This is a genomic window from Kitasatospora sp. NPDC001119 (genome assembly GCF_053598475.1).
On record NZ_JBSFKI010000040.1, the window covers coordinates 64,090 to 84,805 of the forward strand.

The 20,716-nt window shown below is 71.2% G+C and carries 19 protein-coding genes; 8 read left to right on the forward strand and 11 right to left on the reverse strand.

Features of this window, described 5'->3' with window-relative positions; translation table 11 throughout:
• Window positions 1-14: 14 nt before the first annotated feature.
• Both ACWDD9_RS35445 and ACWDD9_RS35450 read right to left on the reverse strand, forming a co-directional pair.
• Window positions 15-1,172 (reverse strand): adenosine deaminase, encoded by a 1,158-nt coding sequence (locus ACWDD9_RS35445; protein WP_049649196.1) that lies wholly within the window; start codon window positions 1,170-1,172, stop codon window positions 15-17.
• A 177-nt stretch (window positions 1,173-1,349) separates the two neighbouring features.
• Window positions 1,350-2,318 (reverse strand): LysR family transcriptional regulator, encoded by a 969-nt coding sequence (locus tag ACWDD9_RS35450; protein WP_449813905.1) that lies wholly within the window; start codon window positions 2,316-2,318, stop codon window positions 1,350-1,352.
• 92 nt (window positions 2,319-2,410) lie between these two features.
• On the opposite strand from ACWDD9_RS35450, the gene ACWDD9_RS35455 reads away from it, so the two are divergent.
• Window positions 2,411-3,691, forward strand: coding sequence for an MFS transporter (locus tag ACWDD9_RS35455; protein ID WP_416873579.1), 1,281 nt, complete (start codon window positions 2,411-2,413; stop codon window positions 3,689-3,691).
• A gap of 26 nt (window positions 3,692-3,717) precedes the next feature.
• Entirely contained in the window at window positions 3,718-4,272 is a 555-nt protein-coding gene (locus ACWDD9_RS35460; protein ID WP_063780018.1) for a Uma2 family endonuclease, read from the forward strand.
• 177 nt (window positions 4,273-4,449) lie between these two features.
• Here ACWDD9_RS35460 and ACWDD9_RS35465 read toward each other — a convergent pair whose 3' ends face one another.
• The 8 genes from ACWDD9_RS35465 to ACWDD9_RS35500 all read right to left on the reverse strand — a co-directional run bounded on the left by ACWDD9_RS35465 (window position 4,450) and on the right by ACWDD9_RS35500 (window position 14,949).
• Window positions 4,450-5,727, reverse strand: a complete 1,278-nt coding sequence (locus tag ACWDD9_RS35465) for a thymidine phosphorylase (protein WP_049649193.1) — start codon at window positions 5,725-5,727, stop codon at window positions 4,450-4,452.
• Window positions 5,728-5,823: 96 nt separating this feature from the next.
• Window positions 5,824-6,234 carry a cytidine deaminase gene (locus ACWDD9_RS35470; protein WP_049649192.1) on the reverse strand — a complete coding sequence of 137 codons (411 nt, stop codon included), beginning with the start codon at window positions 6,232-6,234 and terminating at the stop codon, window positions 5,824-5,826.
• A complete protein-coding gene (locus ACWDD9_RS35475; RefSeq protein ID WP_049649191.1) occupies window positions 6,231-7,523 on the reverse strand; it encodes an ABC transporter permease in 1,293 nt (430 codons plus the stop codon). The genes ACWDD9_RS35470 and ACWDD9_RS35475 overlap by 4 nt, the downstream gene beginning before the upstream one ends.
• The gene (locus tag ACWDD9_RS35480) at window positions 7,520-8,677 is read right to left on the reverse strand and encodes an ABC transporter permease (RefSeq protein WP_375877438.1); all 1,158 of its coding nucleotides are present in this window, start codon (window positions 8,675-8,677) and stop codon (window positions 7,520-7,522) included. The genes ACWDD9_RS35475 and ACWDD9_RS35480 overlap by 4 nt, the downstream gene beginning before the upstream one ends.
• Before the next feature lie 3 nt (window positions 8,678-8,680).
• The gene (locus ACWDD9_RS35485; RefSeq protein ID WP_387974267.1) at window positions 8,681-10,201 is read right to left on the reverse strand and encodes an ABC transporter ATP-binding protein; all 1,521 of its coding nucleotides are present in this window, start codon (window positions 10,199-10,201) and stop codon (window positions 8,681-8,683) included.
• Between the two features lie 350 nt (window positions 10,202-10,551).
• On the reverse strand, window positions 10,552-11,616 hold the full coding sequence (locus tag ACWDD9_RS35490) for a BMP family lipoprotein (RefSeq protein WP_049649188.1): 1,065 nt from the start codon (window positions 11,614-11,616) through the stop codon (window positions 10,552-10,554).
• 276 nt (window positions 11,617-11,892) lie between these two features.
• Complete coding sequence (locus ACWDD9_RS35495; protein WP_079272373.1) at window positions 11,893-13,146, reverse strand: amidohydrolase; 1,254 nt, start codon at window positions 13,144-13,146, stop codon at window positions 11,893-11,895.
• Between the two features lie 213 nt (window positions 13,147-13,359).
• Window positions 13,360-14,949: an acyl-CoA mutase large subunit family protein gene (locus ACWDD9_RS35500; RefSeq protein WP_449813906.1), complete on the reverse strand. Its 1,590-nt coding sequence runs from the start codon at window positions 14,947-14,949 to the stop codon at window positions 13,360-13,362.
• Window positions 14,950-15,085: 136 nt separating this feature from the next.
• Here ACWDD9_RS35500 and ACWDD9_RS35505 point away from each other — a divergent pair, with 136 nt between their 5' ends.
• From ACWDD9_RS35505 to ACWDD9_RS35530, 6 genes are all read left to right on the forward strand, one after another.
• Window positions 15,086-15,841 (forward strand): SDR family oxidoreductase, encoded by a 756-nt coding sequence (locus tag ACWDD9_RS35505; protein ID WP_387830571.1) that lies wholly within the window; start codon window positions 15,086-15,088, stop codon window positions 15,839-15,841.
• Between the two features lie 280 nt (window positions 15,842-16,121).
• Window positions 16,122-16,607 (forward strand): 2-oxo-4-hydroxy-4-carboxy-5-ureidoimidazoline decarboxylase, encoded by a 486-nt coding sequence (locus ACWDD9_RS35510; protein WP_049649185.1) that lies wholly within the window; start codon window positions 16,122-16,124, stop codon window positions 16,605-16,607.
• 327 nt (window positions 16,608-16,934) lie between these two features.
• Complete coding sequence (sdhC, locus tag ACWDD9_RS35515; RefSeq protein WP_074003919.1) at window positions 16,935-17,315, forward strand: succinate dehydrogenase, cytochrome b556 subunit; 381 nt, start codon at window positions 16,935-16,937, stop codon at window positions 17,313-17,315.
• An 8-nt stretch (window positions 17,316-17,323) separates the two neighbouring features.
• Window positions 17,324-17,815, forward strand: a complete 492-nt coding sequence (gene sdhD, locus ACWDD9_RS35520; RefSeq protein WP_049649183.1) for a succinate dehydrogenase, hydrophobic membrane anchor protein — start codon at window positions 17,324-17,326, stop codon at window positions 17,813-17,815.
• 51 nt (window positions 17,816-17,866) lie between these two features.
• On the forward strand, window positions 17,867-19,609 hold the full coding sequence (sdhA, locus tag ACWDD9_RS35525; RefSeq protein ID WP_049649182.1) for a succinate dehydrogenase flavoprotein subunit: 1,743 nt from the start codon (window positions 17,867-17,869) through the stop codon (window positions 19,607-19,609).
• Window positions 19,609-20,382 (forward strand): succinate dehydrogenase iron-sulfur subunit, encoded by a 774-nt coding sequence (locus ACWDD9_RS35530; RefSeq protein ID WP_049649181.1) that lies wholly within the window; start codon window positions 19,609-19,611, stop codon window positions 20,380-20,382. Before sdhA ends, ACWDD9_RS35530 begins: the two co-directional genes overlap by 1 nt.
• Window positions 20,383-20,456: 74 nt before the next feature.
• Here the strand turns inward: ACWDD9_RS35530 and ACWDD9_RS35535 are convergent, their stop codons facing one another.
• Window positions 20,457-20,714 (reverse strand): SCO4848 family membrane protein, encoded by a 258-nt coding sequence (locus ACWDD9_RS35535; protein WP_449813907.1) that lies wholly within the window; start codon window positions 20,712-20,714, stop codon window positions 20,457-20,459.
• Window positions 20,715-20,716 lie beyond the last annotated feature (2 nt).

Sequence of the window (20,716 nt, forward strand, 5' to 3'; positions counted from 1 at the left end):
CGCGCCCCGGAGGCTCAGTTGCCGCCGGTGCCCGCGCTGAACAGCCACTCCGCCTTCAGCTCGGCGTAGCCCGGCTTGATCACGTCGCTGATCATCGCCAGCCGCTCGTCGAAGGGCAGGAACGCGGACTTCATCGCGTTCACCGTGAACCACTCCAGGTCGCCCAGGGTGTAGCCGAAGGCGTCCACCACGTGGCCGAACTCCCGGCTCATGCTGGTGCCGCTCATCAGCCGGTTGTCGGTGTTCACGGTGACCCGGAACTTCAGCCGGCTGAGCAGCCCGATCGGGTGCTCGGCGTACGAGGCGGCGGCGCCGGTCTGGATGTTGGAGGTCGGGCACATCTCCAGCGGGATGCGCTTGTCGCGCACGTACGCGGCCAGCCGGCCGAGCTCGACCGTGCCGTCCTCGCCCACCGTGATGTCGTCGACGATCCGCACGCCGTGGCCGAGCCGGTCGGCGCCGCAGCACTGCAGGGCCTCCCAGATCGACGGCAGGCCGAAGGCCTCGCCCGCGTGGATGGTGAAGTGGTTGTTCTCGCCCTTGAGGTAGTCGAAGGCGGCCTGGTGGCGGGTGGGCGGGTAGCCGGCCTCGGCACCGGCGATGTCGAAGCCGACGACGCCCGAGTCCCGGTGGCGGTTGGCCAGTTCGGCGATCTCCTGCGAGCGGGCGGCGTGCCGCATCGCGGTGATCAGGGTGCCGACGCGGATCCGGTGGCCGGCCGCGCGGGCGTTGGCCTCGCCGAGGCGGAAGCCCTCCTGGACGGCCTCGACGACCTCGTCCAGGCTCAGTCCGGCCTCCAGGTGCTGCTCGGGGGCGTAGCGGACCTCGGCGTACACGACGCCGTCGGCGGCCAGGTCCTCGGCGCAGTCCGCGGCGACCTTGATCAGCGCCTCACGGGTCTGCATCACGGCGCAGGTGTGCGCGAAGGTCTCCAGGTAGCGGACCAGCGAGCCGGAGTCGGCGGCCTCGCGGAACCACTCGCCGAGCTCCTTGGGGTCGGTGGTGGGCAGGCCCTGGTAGCCGCAGGCGGCGGCCAGCTCGACCACGGTCTCCGGGCGCAGCCCGCCGTCCAGGTGGTCGTGCAGGAGGACCTTCGGCGCGCGGCGGATCTGGTCGGGAGTGGGGATGCGCGGGCCGGTGCCCGCGGTGGTGACGGGGATCTGCTGTTCCATTGCGGAAATATAGCCCCTACGCGCGTAGACCGACCACCGCGAACACCGCCGGATGGTCCAAACTCCACCCGGAATTCCACCGACCGGTCCATACGATCCACCAAAGCGTCAACCCGCCGCCGCGACGGGCCCGGTCGCGCCGCACGACGGCGTCGGTCGCGCCGCACGACGGCGTTCTCAGTCGTGCTGCAGCAGCCGCCCGCGCCGGGACAGCACGAAGTCCCGGAACGCCCGCGCCGGCGGGGCCAACGGCCGCCCCGCCGCCCAGGCCAACCCGATCGCCCGCCGGGTCCGCGGCGCCGTCACCTCCAGCTCCACCACCCCCGGCCGCGGCACCAGGGCCGGCGGCAGCAGCGCCACCCCCAGCCCGGCCGCCACCAGCCCGCGCAGCGTCTCCGCCTCCTCCCCCTCGAACGCCAGCCGGGGGACGAACCCGGCCTCCGCGCAGAAGCCGTCCGTGATCGCGCGCAGCCCGTACCCCTGCTCCAGCCCGACGAACGGCTCCTCGGCCACCTCCGCCAGCCGGATCCGCCGCCGCCCGGCCAGCCGGTGGTCCGCCGGGACGACCAGGTGCAGCCGCTGCTCGTCCAGCGGCCGGGCGGCGAACGCCGGGTCCTCCGGCAGCGGCGCGACCAGGCAGAGGTCCAACTCCCCGGCCCGCAGCCGCTCCAGCATCGCCGCGCCGTAGTCCTGCACCAGCTGGAACCGCACCCGCGGGTGCTCCGTGCGGAAGCCGCGCAGCAGCGCCGGCACCGCGTCCGGGCCCATCGTGTGCAGGAAGCCGAAGGCCACCAGGCCCACCGCCGGGTCCGCCTCCGCCCGGGCCGCCTCCGCACCCCGCTCCAGCTCGGCCAGCGCCCGCTCCACCGAGGCCAGCAGCAGCCGGCCCGCCCTGGTCAGCCGGACCGTACGGCCCTGGCGGGCCAGCAGGTCCACCCCCAGCTCCTCCTCCAGCCCGGCCACCGCGCGCGACAGCGTCGGCTGCGGCACCCCGAGCAGCGCGGCCGCCTGGGTCACGTGCTCCAGCCGGGCCACCGCCGCGAACCGGGCCAGCCGGGGCGCCAGCAGCACGGCCGGCTCCTCCGGCCCCAACTCGGCCACCCGGTACCGCTGTTCCCCGCCGTCCACCGATTCCGGACCGGACATCCCCGCACCACCTCGACTCATACGCCAGTGCATCGATCATCCACACTTCATGCATTGGACGCATCAACGCCGACAGGCCTACGGTCGACGACATGCAGCCCGCCGATACCGGGGCATCCGTGACCACCCCGGATGCCCCCGCCACCGCCACCCTCACCGCCGACGACCGCCACCGCCCCGGCCAGCGCGCCTTCCGCCGCGCCAACCTCGCCCTGTTCGCCGCCGGGGTCGCGACCTTCGTCCTGCTCTACTCCACCCAGGGCCTGCTGCCGATCCTCTCGGCCGACCTCGACCTCACCCCCGGCCAGGCCAGCTGGACGGCCTCCGCCGCCACCCTCGGCCTCGCCCTCGGGCTGCTCCCGGCCAGCGCGCTCTCCGACCGGTACGGCCGCACCGCGGTGATGACGGCCTCCACCCTCGCCGCCTCCGCGTTCGCCCTCGCCCTGCCCTTCGCGCCGGACCTCACCACCCTCGTCGTCCTGCGGGTCCTCCAGGGCGCCGTCCTCGCCGGGCTCCCCGCCACCGCCATGGCCTACCTCGCCGAGGAGGTCCACCCCAGCGCCCTGCCCTCCGCGATGGGCCTGTACGTGGCCGGCAACAGCATCGGCGGCATGGGCGGCCGACTGCTCTCCGGCTGGACCGCCGCCGGACTCGGCTGGCGCTGGGGCCTCGCCGCCTCCGCCGTCCTCGCCCTGCTCGCCACCCTCGCCTTCCGGCTGCTGATCCCCGCCGCCCGGCACTTCACCCCGGCCCCGGTGGACGCCCGCGCGCTCACCCGCACCGTCGGACGGCACCTGCGCAACCCGCTGCTGCTACGGCTGTACCTGCTCGGCATGCTGTTCATGGCGGTGTTCGGCGCGGTCTACAACACCGTCGGCTACCGGCTGATCGCCGCGCCCTTCCACCTGCCGGAGTCGATCGCCGCCTCGATCTTCGTGGTCTACCTGGTCGGCACCGGCACCTCCGCCGCGGCCGGCCGGCTCGCCGGCCGCCTCGGCCGGCGCGGCGCCCTCTACGTCTCCATCGGCGTGACCGCGGCCGGCCTGCTGCTCTCCCTCGCCGAATCCCTCACCTGCGCCCTGCTCGGCCTGGTCCTGATCACCGCCGGCTTCTTCGCCGGCCACGCCACCGCCTCCTCCTCCGTCGGCCGCACCGCCACCGAGGGCCGCGCCCAGGCCTCCGCCCTCTACCTGATCGCCTACTACCTCGGCAACAGCCTCGGCGGCACCCTCGGCGCCGACGCCTACCACGCCACCGGCTGGCCCGGCGCCGCCACCGTCGGCCTCACCGCCATGACCCTCGCCGCCGCCGTCACCCTCTACGCCACCCGCCAGGCCCACACCACCGCCCGGCGAACGGTCGCGGACGCTTGACGGCGGCCGCCGATACACTCCGGAATATGAGCATCGATCCTGCTGTGTACGCCCGGTTGCTCGAGATCGCGGATCAGCTGCCGAAGGTGCCGGGGATAGGGAAGATCGAGATCGCCGACGGCCAGATCGTCATGATGATGTCGCCCGTGAAGCGCCACGAGCTCGCCGTGCTGCGCCTCTCCCGGCAGCTCAACGCCCAGTTGCCGACGACCCACCCGGGTCACATCGCCTACCACGGCGCGGACCTCCAGGACGCGGGGCTCGGCCGACTGCGCAACCCGGACCTGATGGTGTTCCCCGAGGCGACCCTGGAGGGCGAGCAGCGGGCGGTCCTCCCGCACGAGGTTCTGCTCGTCGTGGAGATCGTCTCCAAGTCCAACCCGGAGAACGACTACCACGACAAGGTGCGCGACTACTCGGCCATGGGGATCCCGTTCTACCTGCTCGTCGATCCCCGCACGGGCACGGGCGTCGTGCACTCGGAACCCGGCTACGAGTCCCGGGAGAAGTTCGCCTTCGGCGACACGATCGCCGTCGGCCCCTGGACGCTCGACACCGGCAGTCTGCTCACGTACGCCTGACGCACAGGAGCCCGCACCCGGGTGGCGGGTGCGGGCTCCTCGTCACCCGGCTCGCAGACCTTCCGGGCCCACAGCGCCCGGGTGACCTCGGCAGTCCCCCGCATACGCCTCTTGAAGCGGTCGACTCCCGTGTGCGGCAGCGTAGAGCACGCTGCCGCACACGCGGTGGCCGTATGACTACGCGATGCGGTCGAGGACGATCGGGTTCGGGGTGAAGGCGGTGCCCGCCGGGGCGACCTCGATGCCGCCGGCCAGGGCCTCGACGGCGTAGTCGAAGCGCTCGGGGGTGTCGGTGTGCAGGGTCAGCAGGGGCTGGCCGGCCACCACGGTGTCGCCGGGCTTGGCGTGCATCTCGATGCCGGCGCCGGCCTGCACCGGGTCCTCCTTGCGGGCGCGGCCGGCGCCCAGGCGCCAGGCGCTGACGCCGATCGCGTAGGCGTCCAGCGTGGTGAGCACGCCGGAGGCGGGCGCCGGGATGACGTGCTGCTCGCGGGCGACCGGGAGCGGGGCGTCGACGTCGCCGCCCTGGGCGGCGATCATGCGGCGCCAGTGGTCCATCGCGGTGCCGTCGCGCAGCGCGTCCGCCGGGTCCTTGCCGTGGACGCCGGCCGCGGCGAGCATCTCGCGGGCGAGCGCGAGGGTGAGCTCGACGACGTCGGCCGGGCCGCCGCCCGCGAGCACCTCGACGGACTCGCGGACCTCCAGCGCGTTGCCCGCGGTGAGGCCGAGCGGGGTGGACATGTCGGTGAGCAGGGCGACGGTGTTGACCCCGGCGGTGGTGCCCAGGCCGACCATGGTGCGGGCGAGTTCGCGGGCGTCGTCCAGGTTCTTCATGAACGCCCCGGAGCCGACCTTGACATCCAGGACGAGCGCGCCGGTGCCCTCGGCGATCTTCTTCGACATGATCGAGGAGGCGATCAGCGGGATGGCCTCGACGGTGCCGGTGACGTCGCGCAGCGCGTACAGCTTCTTGTCGGCGGGCGCGAGGCCGTCGCCGGCCGCGCAGATCACCGCGCCGACGGAGCCCAGCACGTCCATCATCTCCTCGTTGGAGAGCAGGGCGCGCCAGCCGGGGATGGACTCCAGCTTGTCCAGGGTGCCGCCGGTGTGGCCGAGGCCGCGGCCGGAGAGCTGCGGGACGGCGGCGCCGCAGGCGGCGACCAGCGGGGCGAGCGGCAGGGTGATCTTGTCGCCGACGCCGCCGGTGGAGTGCTTGTCGCTGGTGGGCAGCGGCAGCGAGGAGAAGTCCATCCGGACGCCGGAGCGGATCATGGCGTCGGTCCAGCGGCTGATCTCGTGCGGCTTCATGCCGTTCAGCAGGATCGCCATCGCCAGTGCGGACATCTGCTCGTCGGCGACCTCGCCGCGGGTGTAGGCGTCGATGACCCAGTCGATCTGAGCGTCGCTCAGTTCTCCGCGATCGCGCTTGGTCCTGATGACGGAGATGGCGTCCATGCGTGCTCCAAGAGGGGTTTCAAAAGCGAAGAGTGTCGCGAGATGACCGGGTTCCGGCCCACTCGCGACACTCTACGCGCGTAACAGAAAGGGAGGCTAGAGCCGTTCCGGCCCGAACGCGTCGGGCAGGACCTCGCTCATCGGCTTGATGCCCGAGGCCAGTTCGATCAGCAGCCCCGGCCCGCCGTGCTCGTACAGCAGCTGGCGGCAGCGCCCGCACGGCATCAGCAGTTCGCCGGCGCCGTCCACGCAGGTGAAGGCGACCAGCCGGCCGCCGCCGGAGGAGTGCAGCGCGGACACCAGCCCGCACTCGGCGCACAGCCCCAGCCCGTACGAGGCGTTCTCGACGTTGCAGCCCGTGACCACCCGGCCGTCGTCCACCAGCGCGGCCGCGCCGACCGGGAACCTGCTGTACGGCGCGTACGCGCGGCCCATGGCCTCGCGCGCCGCCGAACGCAGCAGCTCCCAGTCGATAGCGGGCGGCGCCGCGGGCCCGTCGGCGGTCACTTGCCCTGGCCCTTGCGGTAGATCTGGCCGTCCGCCTTCGGCATCCGCAGCCGTTGCGCGGCCAGCGAGAGCACCACCAGGGTGATCAGGTACGGCGTGGCGACGATCAGCGGGCGCTGCACCTCGTCGGTGAACGAGTACCAGGCGATCAGGCCGGCCGCCACCACGAAGGAGGCCACCGTCGCGGTGTACTTGCGGCGGTACAGGTGCCAGAGCGCGAGCAGCACCATCGCGATGCCCACGATCAGGATCATCACGTGCACCGACTCCGGGTCGCGCAGCTGGAGGCTGTCGGTGAAGCCGAACAGGCCCGCGCCCATGGCGAGGCCGCCCGGCATCCAGTTGCCGAAGATCATCGCGGCGAGGCCGATGAAGCCGCGGCCGAGGGTCTGGCCGTCCTTGTAGAAGTGCGCCGCGACCAGCGAGAGGTACGCCCCGCCGAGGCCCGCGAAGGCACCGGAGGCGATGACCGCGAGGTACTTGTACTTGTAGACGTTGACGCCCAGCGACTCGGCGGCGGTCGGGTTCTCGCCGCAGGAGCGCAGCCGCAGGCCGAACACCGTGCGCCAGAGCGCGAAGTAGCTGACCACGATCAGCGCGCCGGCCACCAGCACGACCACCGAGATGTTGGTGACCAGGCCGCCGAGCACGCCCGCGACGTCCGAGACCAGGAACCAGTGGTGGTTCTCGATGCTCTTCAGCCCGGAGGACAGGCCCGGGACGGTGATGTACGGCAGCGGGTCCGCCGGCGGGGACTGGTTCTGGCCGGCACCGGCCGAGACGTAGTCCTTGTAGTAGATCCGGTTGACGTACGCGCAGATGCCGGGGATCAGCAGGTTGATGCCGACGCCGGAGACGATGTGGTCGACGCCGAAGGTGACGGTGACGACCGCGTGCAGCAGGCCGCCGAGCGCCCCGCCCAGCATGCCGGCCAGCAGGCCGACCCACGGGTTGACCAGGTAGCCCGCCCAGGCACCGCAGAAGGTGCCGGCGACCATCATGCCTTCGAGACCGATGTTGACCACGCCGGCCCGCTCGGACCAGAGACCGCCCAGACCGGCCATGCCGATCGGCACGGCCGCGCCGAGCGCGGCGGTGATCTGCCCGGAGGAGGTCAGCGAGTGGTTGCCGGTGGCCATGCCCACGGCGGAGAACAGCACCAGGGCGCCCGCGATCAGCAGCAGGACGACCGGCCAGGACAGCTTGCGCTTCTTCGCGGGTCCGCCCGACGGCTCTCCGAGCGGAAAAACGATCCGCTTCCAGTAATCGACCGTGAAGTTCTGGCTCATGCCGCAACCTCCTTGTTGCTGGTCGCGGCGGCCTGGGCGGCGAGCTGGGCGCCGACCTTCTGCTGCTGGCGCTTCAGGCCGTAGCGGCGCACCAGCTCGTACGCGACGACGACGCAGATGACGATGGTGCCCTTCATGACGTCGACGATCTCGAAGGGGAAGCCGCCCTGGAGCGGCAGCACCGAGCCGGTGACGTCCAGGAAGGCGAACAGCAGCGCCGCGAAGGCGATGCCGATCGGGCTGTTCCGGCCGAGCAGGGCGATCGAGATGCCCAGGAAGCCCAGGCCGGGCTGGAAGCTCTGGCCGAAGTAGTGCGAGTTCTGCAGGAGCTCCGGCAGGCCGATCAGACCGGCGATGGCGCCGGAGACGACCATCGAGATGACCACCATGCGCTTGACGTTCACGCCGGAGGCGGTCGCGGCGGACTCCGAGCGGCCGGTGGCGCGCAGGTCGAAGCCGAAGCGGGTGCGGGTCAGCACGAACTGGAAGACCACGCCGACCAGGGCGGCGACGAAGATGAAGCCCCAGAGCGTCCCGCCGGCCGTCTCCATCGCGAAGAAGTGGCTGGACTGCGAGATCGGCTCGGTCTGGATCGAGTTGGTGGTGCCGCTGGTCTTCGGCGCGAAGATGCCGGGGACGAGCAGCAGACCGATGATCGCGGTCGCGATCGAGTTCAGCATGATGGTCGAGATGACCTCGCTGACACCGCGGTAGACCTTCAGCAGACCGGCGACGCTCGCGTACAGGCCGCCGACCAGCATGGCGGTGACCAGCAGCAGCGGGATCTGGATGAAGGCCGGCAGGTCCACCTTGGCGCCGACGAAGGCCGCGAACAGCGCCGCGACCTTGTACTGGCCCTCGACGCCGATGTTGAACAGGTTCATCCGGAACCCGAACGCGGCGGCCGCGGCGGCCAGGTAGTAGGTGGTGGACCGGTTGAGGATGCCCACCTGGCCGTCCGACTTGCTGGCGTACGTGAGCATCACGTTCCAGGCGTCGAACGGGTTCTTGCCCGAGGTCGCCAGCAGGACGGAACAGATCGCCACGGAGAGCAGGACCGCGAGCACCGGCGCCGCCAGCGCGAGCACGATCCGCTCACCGCTGAACCGCTGGGCCAGGCCGGGCTTCGCGGCTGCGGGATTGGGACTGGTCATGGGTTACTCCCCCGCCTGCGGGTCGTCGGCGGTGTCGGTGGGCTGGTGCCCGGCCTCGGTGCCCTCGGCCGCGACGGCCTGCGCCTCGGCGACGGCCTCCGGCTCGGACTCCAGGTGGCCGCTGGCGGCACCGGTCATCGCGGTACCGAGGTCCTCGGCGGTGACGGTGGCCGGGTCGGCGTCGGCGACCAGGCGGCCGCGGTAGATGACCCGGATGGTGTCGGACAGGCCGATCAGCTCGTCCAGGTCCGCGGAGATCAGCAGGACGGCCAGGCCGGCCCGCTGGGCGACCCGGATGTGCTCCCAGATCTGCGCCTGCGCGCCGACGTCCACGCCACGGGTGGGGTGGGCGGCGATCAGGAGCTTGGGCTGGTGGCTCATCTCGCGGCCGATGATCAGCTTCTGCTGGTTGCCGCCGGAGAGCGAGGCCGCGGTGACCTCGATGCCGGGGGTGCGGACGTCGTACTCCTCGACGATCCGCCAGGTGTCCGTCCGGGCGGCGGCCGGGTCCAGCAGCAGGCCCTTGGAGTTGGGCGCCTCGGTGACGTGGCCGAGGATGCGGTTCTCCCAGAGCGGGGCCTCCAGCAGCAGGCCGTGCTTGTGGCGGTCCTCGGGGATGTAGCCGATGCCGGCCTCGCGGCGGGCCCGGGTCAGGGTGCCGGAGAGGTCCTTGCCGTCCAGGGTGACGGTGCCGGCGTTCAGCGTCAGCATGCCCATGACGGCCTCGACCAGCTCGGCCTGGCCGTTGCCCTCGACACCGGCGATGCCGAGGATCTCGCCCTTGCGGATGCGCAGCGAGATGTCGTCCAGGACGACGCGCTCGATGCCCTCGGCGTCGGTCTTGGCGATCCGCAGGCCCTCGACGTCGAGCATCACGGTGTCGGTGACGGTCGACTCGCGGCTCTCCGGGGAGGGCAGCTCGGCGCCGACCATCAGCTCGGCGAGCTGGCGGGCGGTGACGGCCTTCGGGTCGGCGTCGCCGACCGTGGTGCCGCGCCGGATGACGCTGATCGCGTCGGCCACCGCGAGCACCTCGTGCAGCTTGTGCGAGATGAAGATGACGGTGACGCCCTCGGACTTGAGGTCCCGCAGGTTGTCGAACAGCGCGTCGACCTCCTGCGGGACGAGCACGGCCGTGGGCTCGTCCAGGATCAGGATCTTGGCGCCGCGGTACAGCACCTTGAGGATCTCGACGCGCTGGCGGTCGGCGACGCCGAGGTCCTCGACCAGGGCGTCCGGGCGCACGCCCAGGCCGTACTGGTCGGAGATCTCCTTGATCTTCGCCTTCGCCTTGGCGCCGATGCCGTGGAGCTTCTCGCCGCCGAGGACGACGTTCTCCCACACCGTGAGGTTGTCGGCGAGCATGAAGTGCTGGTGCACCATGCCGATGCCGCGGGAGATGGCGTCGCCGGGGGTGTGGAACTCGCACAGCTCGCCGTTGATCGCGATGGTGCCCTCGTCCGGCTTCTGCATGCCGTAGAGGATCTTCATCAGCGTCGACTTGCCGGCGCCGTTCTCACCCATCAGGGCGTGCACGGTGCCGGTGCGGACGGTCAGGTTGATGTCGTGGTTGGCCACGACACCCGGGAAGCGCTTGGTGATGCCGCGCAGCTCGACGGCCGGTGTCGCCGTCCCCGCGCTGGGGGTGCCGTCCTCGCGCGGGGGGACGGGGTCGGATGCGGTGATGGCGATCTCCTGGTGGTCTGGAGGCGCGTCGTTGCGCTGGGAGGGCCAAGGGGGAACATGGGGAGACGGAACAGGGCCCGGGGGTACGCGTTGAGCGCACCCTGCCGGGCCCCTCCCGTGAACTGTGTCGTGTTGCGTCGCGCTGCCGGGCAGGCGGCAGGCGCTGCGGCGTCCGGGACGCCCGGGCCTTACTGGCCGGCCGGCGCGGTCGGGATCGTGGTGGCGCCGGACTTGATCGCGTCCTCGGCGGCCTTCAGCTTGTCCTGGATGTCGTCGATCTTGTTGCCGGTCTTGGCGAGCGAGACGCCGTCGGCCTTCAGGTCGAACAGCTTGATGCCGGTCGGGGTCTGACCCTGCTTGACCGACTGGACGTACGAGAACACCGCGGTGTCGACGTTCTTGACCATCGAGGTCAGGATGCTGTTCTTGTACTTCGCCAGGGCCGGCTGGCTGGCCTGGTCGGAGTCGACACCGATGGCCCAGGCGCCCTGCTTGTTGGCGACGGCCTCGATGGCGCCGTTGCCGGAGGAGCCGGCGGCGGTGTAGATGACGTCCGCGCCCTTGTCGAGCTGGCCCTGGGCGGACTCCTTGCCCTTGTCGGGCGAGGCGAAGCCGGTGAAGTCCGGCGGGGTGCTCAGGTAGGTGGTCTCGACCGTGATGTTCGGGTCGACGGACTTCACACCCGCCTTGTAACCGGCCTCGAACTTCTTGATCAGCTCGGACTGCACACCGCCGATGAAGCCGACGTGCTTGGCCTTCGACTTGTTCGCGGCGGCGACACCGGCCAGGTACGAACCCTCCTGCTCGGCGAAGAGCAGCGAGGTGACGTTGGCCGGCTGGTCCTTGTCGTTCGAGTCGATGATCGCGAACTTCACGTTCGGGTTGTCCTTGGCGACCTTGTTGACGGCCGGCTGGTAGACGAAGCCGACCGCGACGATCGTCTTGTAGCCCGCGTCGATCAGGTTCTTGAGACGGGTCTCCTTGTCGGCCTCGGCCTCGCCCTGCTTGGCCTCGGCCTCGGTCACGGAGACGCCCAGCTCGGACTTGGCCTTGTCGAGGCCACGGGCGGCGGAGTCGTTGAACGACTGGTCGCCGCGGCCGCCGATGTCGTAGGCCATGCCGACCTTGAGCGAACCGTCGCCCGAGCCGGCGGAGGAGGAGTTGTCGGTGCTCTTTGCGCCGCAAGCGGCGAGCGAGGCCATGCCCAGGGAACCCGAGAGCACAACCGCGGCGAGCTTCATTGAACGGCGCAAGGGGATATCTCCTTCTACACGCAACCGTTTGGCGTGGTCGGTCGCCACCGTAACGCGCGTAGAACACGGTTGTGTTACGGGGTGCCAGAGCGTTCGGGTTGTTATCAAACCGTGGTCTGATGTTCTTCCTGAGGCTCTATCCCATGCGCGGACGGTGATCCGAGGTCGGTGCGGCCCAGTTTACGGAACCGTTCCGGACCCCCCGGATCCGACCGTTCCGCTTCACCCGCGCCGCCCCCGGAGCCGTCACCCCGCTCCGCCGCGCCCGGCCCGCCGTCAGCTGCCGTCCGCCTCCAGGGCCAGCGCCGAGAACAGCTCCACCCCGATGCCGATCGCCCGCTCGTCCACGTCGAACCGGCCCTGGTGGAGGTCCCGGACGGTGGCGTCGCCGGGCGCCCGGACACCGAGCCGGGCCAGCGCGCCCGGGGCGTGCTCCAGGTACCAGGAGAAGTCCTCGCCGCCCAGGCTCTGCTCGGTTCCCTCGACCACCTGGGCCCCGTCCGCGCCGAAGCGGGCGTTCATCGCCTCGTCCAACCGCGCGACCGAGACCGCCTCGTTGACCACCGGCGGCACCCCGCGGTGGTAGTCCAGCGTCCACTTGGCCCGGTAGGTCTCGGACACCTTGGCGATCAGCTCGTGCAGCAGGTCCGGCGCCTCGCGCCAGCCGTCCAGCTCCAGGCAGCGGACGGTGCCCTCCAGTTCGGCGTGCTGCGGGATGACGTTGGGCGCGGAGCCGGAGGCGATCCGCCCCCAGACCAGGCTGACGCCCCAGCGCGGGTCCATCCGGCGGGCCAGCGCGCCCGGGAGGTCGGCGGCCATCCTGGCGACCGCGGTGACCAGATCGGTGGTCAGGTGCGGACGGGCGGTGTGCCCGCCGGGGCCGTCCAGGTGGAGCACCAGGCGGTCGCAGGCCGAGGTGATCGCCCCGACCCGCAGGGCGATCCGGCCGACCTCCACCTTGGGGTCGCAGTGCACCGCGAAGATCCGCCCGACGCCCGCCATCCCGCCGGCCTTGATCACGTCCAGCGCGCCGCCCGGCATGACCTCCTCGGCGGGCTGGAACACCAGCCGGACGGGCCGGCGCAGCTCGCCGGTGCGGACGGCCTCCGCCAGCACCAGGCCGGTGCCGAGCACCACCGAGGTGTGCACGTCGTGGCCGCAGGCGTGGGCCCGGCCGGGGACGGTGGAGCGGTACGGCACATCGGTCTTGGCGTCGTCGATCGGCAGCGCGTCGATGTCGGCGCGGAAGGCCAGGAACTCCGTCCCCGGCGTGGTGCCGGGCGGGACGATGTCGACGAGCATGCCGGTGCCGCCGGGCAGCACCCGGGGTTCGAGGCCGGCGGCCACCAGACGGTCGCGCAGCAGCCCGGTGGTTCGGAACTCCTGGCGGCCCAGCTCCGGGTGCCGGTGCAGATCACGACGGAAGGCGATCAGCTCGGGCTCCAGCGCCCGGACCCGGTCGCGCAGATCGGCGGCGGGGCGTACGGCGGCCAGAGTGGCGCCCGACTGAGCGGGCTCAGGACGGTTCATCTCGCCAATCGTAGGCCTGTTGGGGGGATTTGGCCCGACTTCCGGAAAACTAGTCCCCGGATGGGCGCATACCGGCCGGACACGTGGGTATGACATCTTGTTTCAGCCGCCTTCCCCGGGTTGCGTGCCCTGTGCAACGATCCCCCGGGCCGGCGGTCACGGCCGCCAACCCCCCTGACGGCACCGGCGGGTTGACGGCCGTTCAGCTGGTGGTCAGAAGCGCTCCACCGGGGCGTACGTCCCCCACACCCCGCGCAGCGCGTCGCACACCTCGCCGACGGTGGCCCGGGCGGCCAGCGCCTCCTTCATCGGGTACAGCACGTTCCCCGTCCCCTCGGCGGTGCGGCGCAGCCCGTCCAGCGCCCGGGTGACGGCGCCGGCCGAGCGCTCGGCCCGCAGCCGGGCCAGCCGCCGCGCCTGCCGCTCCTCGATCGCCGGGTCCACCCGCAGCGGCTGGTACGGCTCCTCCGTGTCCGACCGGAAGCGGTTGACCCCGACCACGGTCCGCTCCCCGGAGTCGGTCTCCTGCTGGAGCCGGTAGGCAGTGCGCTCGATCTCGCCCTTCTGGTAGCCGCGTTCGATCGCGGCCACCGCGCCGCCCTGCTCCTCGATCCGGTCCATCAGCGCCCGCGCGGCGGCCTCCACCCCGTCGGTGAGCGACTCGACGGCGTAGGAGCCGGCGAACGGGTCGACGGTGGCCGTCACGTCGGTCTCGTACGCGAGCACCTGCTGGGTGCGCAGGGCGAGCCGGGCGGCCTTCTCGGTGGGCAGCGCGATCGCCTCGTCGAAGCCGTTGGTGTGCAGCGACTGGGTGCCGCCGAGCACCGCGGCGAGCGCCTGGACGGTGACCCTGGCCAGGTTGACCTCGGGCTGCTGGGCGGTGAGCTGCACCCCCGCGGTCTGGGTGTGGAAGCGCAGCATCTGCGAGCGCGGGTCCCGGGCGCCGAATCCGTCCCGCATGATTCTGGCCCAAATCCTGCGTGCGGCGCGGAACTTGGCCACTTCCTCCAACAGGGTCGTGCGGGCCACGAAGAAGAACGAGAGCCGGGGGGCGAAGTCGTCCACGGCCATCCCGGCGGCGAGCGCGGTACGGACGTAGGCGATGCCGTTGGCCAGGGTGAAGGCGACCTCCTGCGCGGGATCGGCCCCGGCCTCGGCCATGTGGTAGCCGGAGATCGAGATGGTGTTCCAGCGCGGGACCTCGGCCCGGCAGTAGCGGAACACGTCGGCGGCCAGCCGCAGCGAGGGCTCCGGCGGGAAGATGTAGGTGCCGCGGGCGATGTACTCCTTCAGCACGTCGTTCTGGACCGTCCCGGTGAGCGCCGACGGCGCCACCCCCTGGGCCTCGCCGACCAGTTGGTAGAGGAGCAGGAGCAGCGCGGCGGGCGCGTTGACGGTCATCGAGGTGGACACCCCGCCGAGCGGGATGCCGTCGAACAGCACCGCCATGTCCTCGACGCTGTCCACGGCGACGCCCACCCGGCCGACCTCCCCGGCGGCGAGCGGCGCGTCCGAGTCGTAGCCCATCTGGGTGGGCAGGTCGAAGGCGACCGAGAGGCCGGTGCCGCCGCCCGCGATCAGCTGCCGGTAGCGGGCGTTGGACTCGGCGGCGGTGCCGAAGCCCGCGTACTGGCGCATCGTCCACGGGCGGCCGGTGTACATCGTCGGGTAGACGCCCCGGGTGTAGGGGTACTCCCCCGGCCGGCCCAGCCGGGCGGCGGCGTCCCAGCCGGCCGGCGACCCGGGGCCGTACACCGGCTCGATCTCGAAGCCGGACTCGGCGCGGCGCGGCTCGGCTGCCATGGGGGCCCTCCGGGGCTGGGGGAACGGGGTCCTCGCACTATCGGGCTCCCCGCCGTGTGGGAGGCGACCGGCCCGCCGGAGCGCCGGCGCGGTTGAGATGATCGGGTGAACGACCGACGAGCCCCAGGGAGTGGCAATGACCGAGCAGAAGGTGGCCGTGGTCACCGGTGCCAGCAGCGGAATCGGCGCGGCGACCGCCCGCCGGCTGGCCGCCGAGGGCTTCGACGTGGTGCTGACCGCCCGCCGCACCGAGCGCGTCGAGGCGCTGGCCAAGGAGATCGCCGACCGGGGCGGCTCCGCCCGGGCCGTCACCCTGGACGTCACCGACCGGGCCGCGGTGGACGCCTTCGCGGCCGCCGTCGGCCGGGTGGACGTCCTGGTGAACAACGCCGGCGGCGCGATCGGCGCCGAGACCGTCGAGCACGGCGACCCGGCCGACTGGCGGGCCATGTACGAGGTGAACGTGCTCGGCGTGCTGCAGGTGACCCAGGCCCTGCTGCCGGCCCTGCGGGCGACCGGCGACGGCACGGTCCTGGTGCTCTCCTCGACCGCCGCGCTGGCCGCGTACGAGGGCGGCGGCGGGTACGTCGCCGCCAAGCACGCCGCGCACACCATCGCCGCCACGCTACGGCTGGAGCTGTGCGGGGAGCCGATCCGGGTGATCGAGATCGCCCCCGGCATGGTGAAGTCCGAGGGCTTCGCGGTCACCCGCTTCCGCGGCGACGAGGAGAAGGCCGCCGCGGTGTACGCGGGCGTGGCCGAACCGCTCACCTCGGAGGACATCGCGGACACCGTGGCGTGGGCGGTCACCCGGCCCTCGCACGTGAACATCGACCTGCTGGTGGTCCGCCCGAGGGCGCAGGCCGCCAACCACAAGGTCCACCGCGACTGAGCCCGGGAACCGGCGGGGAGGGCGCTGACGTGCAGGTGTCAACGTCACAACTTGATAGCTCGTCCGGATGAATTCGGCGCGCGCCCTCCCCAACTGATGACCGCTCAACTACCTTTGAGGCGCTGAACGACCGGCGCTCGCGCGCCCCTCGGCAGCCCCCATCCCACCTGCGCACCACCCCGTTCCACCGGCACCTTCCCGCCCTCACGAGGAGGACCCGCTGGCCAGCGACATCCCGTCACAGCGGCTCGACGTCAGAACAGAGCCGACCCTCCTCGGGCTGCACCGCTTCAACGAAGCCGACGCCGGCGCCGCCGAGGAGGCCCTCCTGGCCTGCTGCGGCAGCCACCGCTGGGCCCTGCGCCTGACCGCGCACCGGCCCTACCCCGACATCGAGTCCCTGCTGGCCGCCGCCAGCGAGGCCTCCTACGACCTCCGACCGGCCGACCTCACCGAGGCCCTGGCGGACGAGAGCTGGATGCCGCAGCCGCTGCTCGGCATGCGGGCTCCCGGCAGCCAGGCCGCCCACACCGCGCTGCGGGCGGCGCACGCCGCGTACGAGGCCCGGTTCGGCCACGTCTTCGTGGTCTGCCTGGAAGGGGTCGCCCCGGAGGAGATGCTCGACACCGTGCTCTCCTCGATCCGCACCCGCCTCGCCAACGACCCGGACGAGGAGCGGCTGATCGCGTCCGACGAACTCCGCCGGATCGCCCTCACCCGACTGGAGCACCTGGTCGCCACCCACCCGGAGACCGCGGCGCGCTGAGCCCGCATCACGCCCCCTCTTCACCCTGCCGGGTGACAACGATCACGAAACCGCCCGGACGAGTGAACCGACCCCGCCACCGGATCCGACCGCCGCGCCCCGCGCCCACCGACGCGGGGCGCGAGCATGCCGTCACCCATCGTGATGACTCCGGGTTTGGTTCCCGCCCCACTAGGCCAGAAGTGCCTGATTGATCACACCTGGGGCCCCCGGAGGCGGTTCACGACAAGGCGTCGATAGGATGCTGGCGGCCGGTGGACCGTACCCGGCCGGGCTGACCGACACCGAAGCCGGCCGAGCCCCCAATCGCTTCCGGAGGGTTTTTCCGTGCCGGCTGGAACGCTGTACCGCGGCCGGGAAGGCATGTGGAGCTGGGTGGCTCATCGAGTCACCGGCGTCCTCATCTTCTTCTTCCTGTTCGCCCACGTCCTCGACACCGCCCTCGTGCGAGTGTCGCCGGAGTCCTACGACACCGTCATCCAGACGTACAAGACTCCGCTCGTGAACCTGATGGAGTACGGCCTGGTGGCCGCCATCCTGTTCCACGCCCTGAACGGCCTGCGCGTCGTCGCAGTGGACTTCTGGTCGAAGGGCCCGAAGTACCAGAAGCAGATGCTCTGGAGCGTCGTCGGCGTCTGGGTCGTCCTGATGGCCGGTTCCTTCTACGGGATCCTCCAGCACACGCTGATCTCCTGGTTCGGGAAGTGAGCCGAGACATGTCCACGGAATACTCCGACGCCATCGTCGTCCCCTCGAAGCAGGCGCACACCGGCAAGGGACTGGGCACCGGCAACCCGGCCGACGCGTTCGTCATCGAGCCTCCGCGCAAGCGGACCACGAAGACCCCGCGTCGCACCCGCACCAACTTCGAGATGCTGGCCTGGCTCTTCATGCGCCTGTCCGGTGTCGTTCTGGTCGTGCTGATCCTCGGCCACCTGCTGATCATGCTGGTGCTCGACGGCGGCGTCTCCAAGATCGGCTTCGCCTTCGTGGCCGGCCGCTGGGCCTCGCCGTTCTGGCAGGGCTGGGACCTCCTGATGCTCTGGCTCGCCATGCTGCACGGCGCCAACGGCATGCGTCAGGTCATCAACGACTATGCCGAGAAGGACTCGACCCGGCTCTGGCTCAAGGGGCTCATGGGTACCGCCACGGTCTTCACCGTGCTGCTCGGCACCCTGGTGATCTTCACCTTCGACCCCAACATCTGAGCCGCGAGCACCATCGACCATCGGCAGAGGCCAGAGGCGAGTTAACCCCCCATGCAGATTCACCAGTACGACACCGTCATCGTCGGCGCCGGCGGCGCCGGCATGCGCGCGGCCATCGAGTCGACGCAGCGCAGCCGCACCGCCGTCCTGACCAAGCTCTACCCGACCCGGTCCCACACCGGCGCGGCCCAGGGCGGCATGTGCGCCGCCCTGGCCAACGTCGAGGAGGACAACTGGGAGTGGCACACCTTCGACACGGTCAAGGGTGGTGACTACCTGGTCGACCAGGACGCCGCCGAGATCATGTGCAAGGAGGCCATCGACGCCGTCCTCGACCTGGAGAAGATGGGTCTTCCCTTCTCCCGCACCGAGCAGGGCCGGATCGACCAGCGCCGCTTCGGCGGCCACTCCCGCAACCACGGCGAGGCCCCGGTCCGCCGCTCGTGCTACGCGGCCGACCGCACCGGCCACATGATCCTCCAGACGCTGTTCCAGAACTGCGTCAAGCACGGCGTCGAGTTCTTCAACGAGTACTACGTCCTCGACCTGCTGATCAACGAGGGCAAGACGGCCGGCGTCGTCGCGTACGAGCTGGCCACCGGCGAGATCCACGTCTTCCAGGCCAAGTCGGTCGTGTTCGCCTCCGGCGGCACCGGCAAGTTCTTCAAGGTCTCCTCCAACGCCCACACCCTCACCGGTGACGGCCAGGCCCTGGTCTACCGCCGCGGCCTGCCGCTGGAGGACATGGAGTTCTTCCAGTTCCACCCGACGGGCATCTGGCGCATGGGCATCCTGCTCACCGAGGGCGCCCGCGGCGAGGGCGGCATCCTGCGCAACAAGGACGGCGAGCGCTTCATGGAGCGCTACGCCCCCGTCATGAAGGACCTCGCGTCCCGTGACGTCTGCTCCCGCGCGATCTACACCGAGATCCGCGAAGGCCGCGGCTGCGGTCCGGACGGCGACCACGTCTACCTGGACCTGACCCACCTGCCGCCGGAGCAGCTGGACGCCAAGCTGCCGGACATCACCGAGTTCGCGCGCACCTACCTCGGCATCGAGCCCTACACGGACCCGATCCCGATCCAGCCCACCGCGCACTACGCCATGGGCGGCATCCCGACCAACGTCGAGGGTGAGGTCCTGCGCAACAACACCGACATCGTCCCGGGCCTGTACGCGGCCGGCGAGGTCGCCTGCGTGTCCGTGCACGGCGCCAACCGCCTGGGCACCAACTCGCTGCTGGACATCAACGTGTTCGGCCGTCGCGCGGGCATCGCCGCCGCCGACTACGCCAACGCGAACGGCTTCGTCGAGCTGCCCGAGAACCCGGCCGAGAAGGTCCAGGCCCTGGTCGACGGCCTGCGCGAGGGCACCGGCACCGAGTCCGTGGGGCAGATCCGCAAGGAGCTGCAGGAGACCATGGACACCAACGCCATGGTGTACCGCACCGGCGCCACCCTGAAGCAGGCGGTCGAGGACATCGCCGCGCTGAAGGAGCGCTACAAGAACGTCTCCATCCAGGACAAGGGCTTCCGCTACAACACGGACCTCCTGGAGGCCGTCGAGCTGGGCAACCTGCTCGACCTGGCCGAGGTGCTGGCCGTCTCCGCGCTGGCCCGCGAGGAGTCCCGCGGCGGCCACTACCGCGAGGACTTCCCGACCCGTGACGACGTGAAGTTCATGCAGCACACCATGGCGTACCAGGAGGTCGCCGCCGACGGCAGCACCTCCATCCGCCTCGACTACAAGCCGGTAGTCACGACCCGCTACCAGCCGATGGAGCGTAAGTACTGATGAGCACTCCGACCGTGGAGAAGCACTCGGCCGCTCTGGACGCGGTCGAAGCCGGTGCCGTCCAGCCGATCACCGTCACCGTCCGGATCCGCCGGTTCAACCCGGAGGAGCACCCGGACCCGGTGTGGGTCGACTACCAGCTGACGATGGACCCGAAGGAGCGCATCCTCGACGCGCTCAACAAGATCAAGTGGGAGCAGGACGGCACCCTCACCTACCGCCGTTCCTGCGCCCACGGCATCTGCGGCTCCGACGCCATGCGGATCAACGGCCGCAACCGGCTGGCGTGCAAGACCCTGATCAAGGACGTCAACCCGGAGAAGCCGATCACGATCGAGGCCATCAAGGGCCTCACGGTCCTCAAGGACCTGGTCGTGGACATGGACCCGTTCTTCCAGGCGTACAAGGACGTCATGCCGTTCCTCATCACCAAGGGGAACGAGCCGACCCGCGAGCGCCTGCAGTCCGCCGAGGACCGCGAGCGCTTCGACGACACCACCAAGTGCATCCTGTGCGCCGCGTGCACGTCGTCCTGCCCGGTGTTCTGGAACGACGGCCAGTACTTCGGCCCGGCCGCCATCGTCAACGCGCACCGCTTCATCTTCGACTCGCGCGACGAGGGTGCCGAGCAGCGCCTGGAGATCCTCAACGACCGTGAGGGCGTGTGGCGCTGCCGCACCACCTTCAACTGCTCGGAGGCCTGCCCGCGCGGCATCGAGGTCACCAAGGCGATCCAGGAAGTGAAGCGGGCCCTGGTGACCCGCCGCTTCTGATCCCACCCGCCACACCGGAGGCCCCCGCCCGATCCTCGGATCGGGCGGGGGCCTTCGCGTTGCCGTCCTCCGGGTCAGTCGGTGACCGGGGTGCGGCGGGTGGCGCGCAGGCCGCGCAGGCCGATGGCGCCGACCGCGATGCCGAGGGCGAAGGAGGTGACGGCGAGGAGGAGGTGGACCCAGAAGAAGGCGGTGGGCTGGGAGTGGTCGCCGTTGGTGAAGGCCTGGCCGCCGGAGTCCTTCCAGAGGTTCTTCACGAAGGTCGTCCAGATGATGATCGACCAGACCCCGAAGGCGGTCAGGAACCAGGAGGTGCGACGGCTGAGCTTCATGG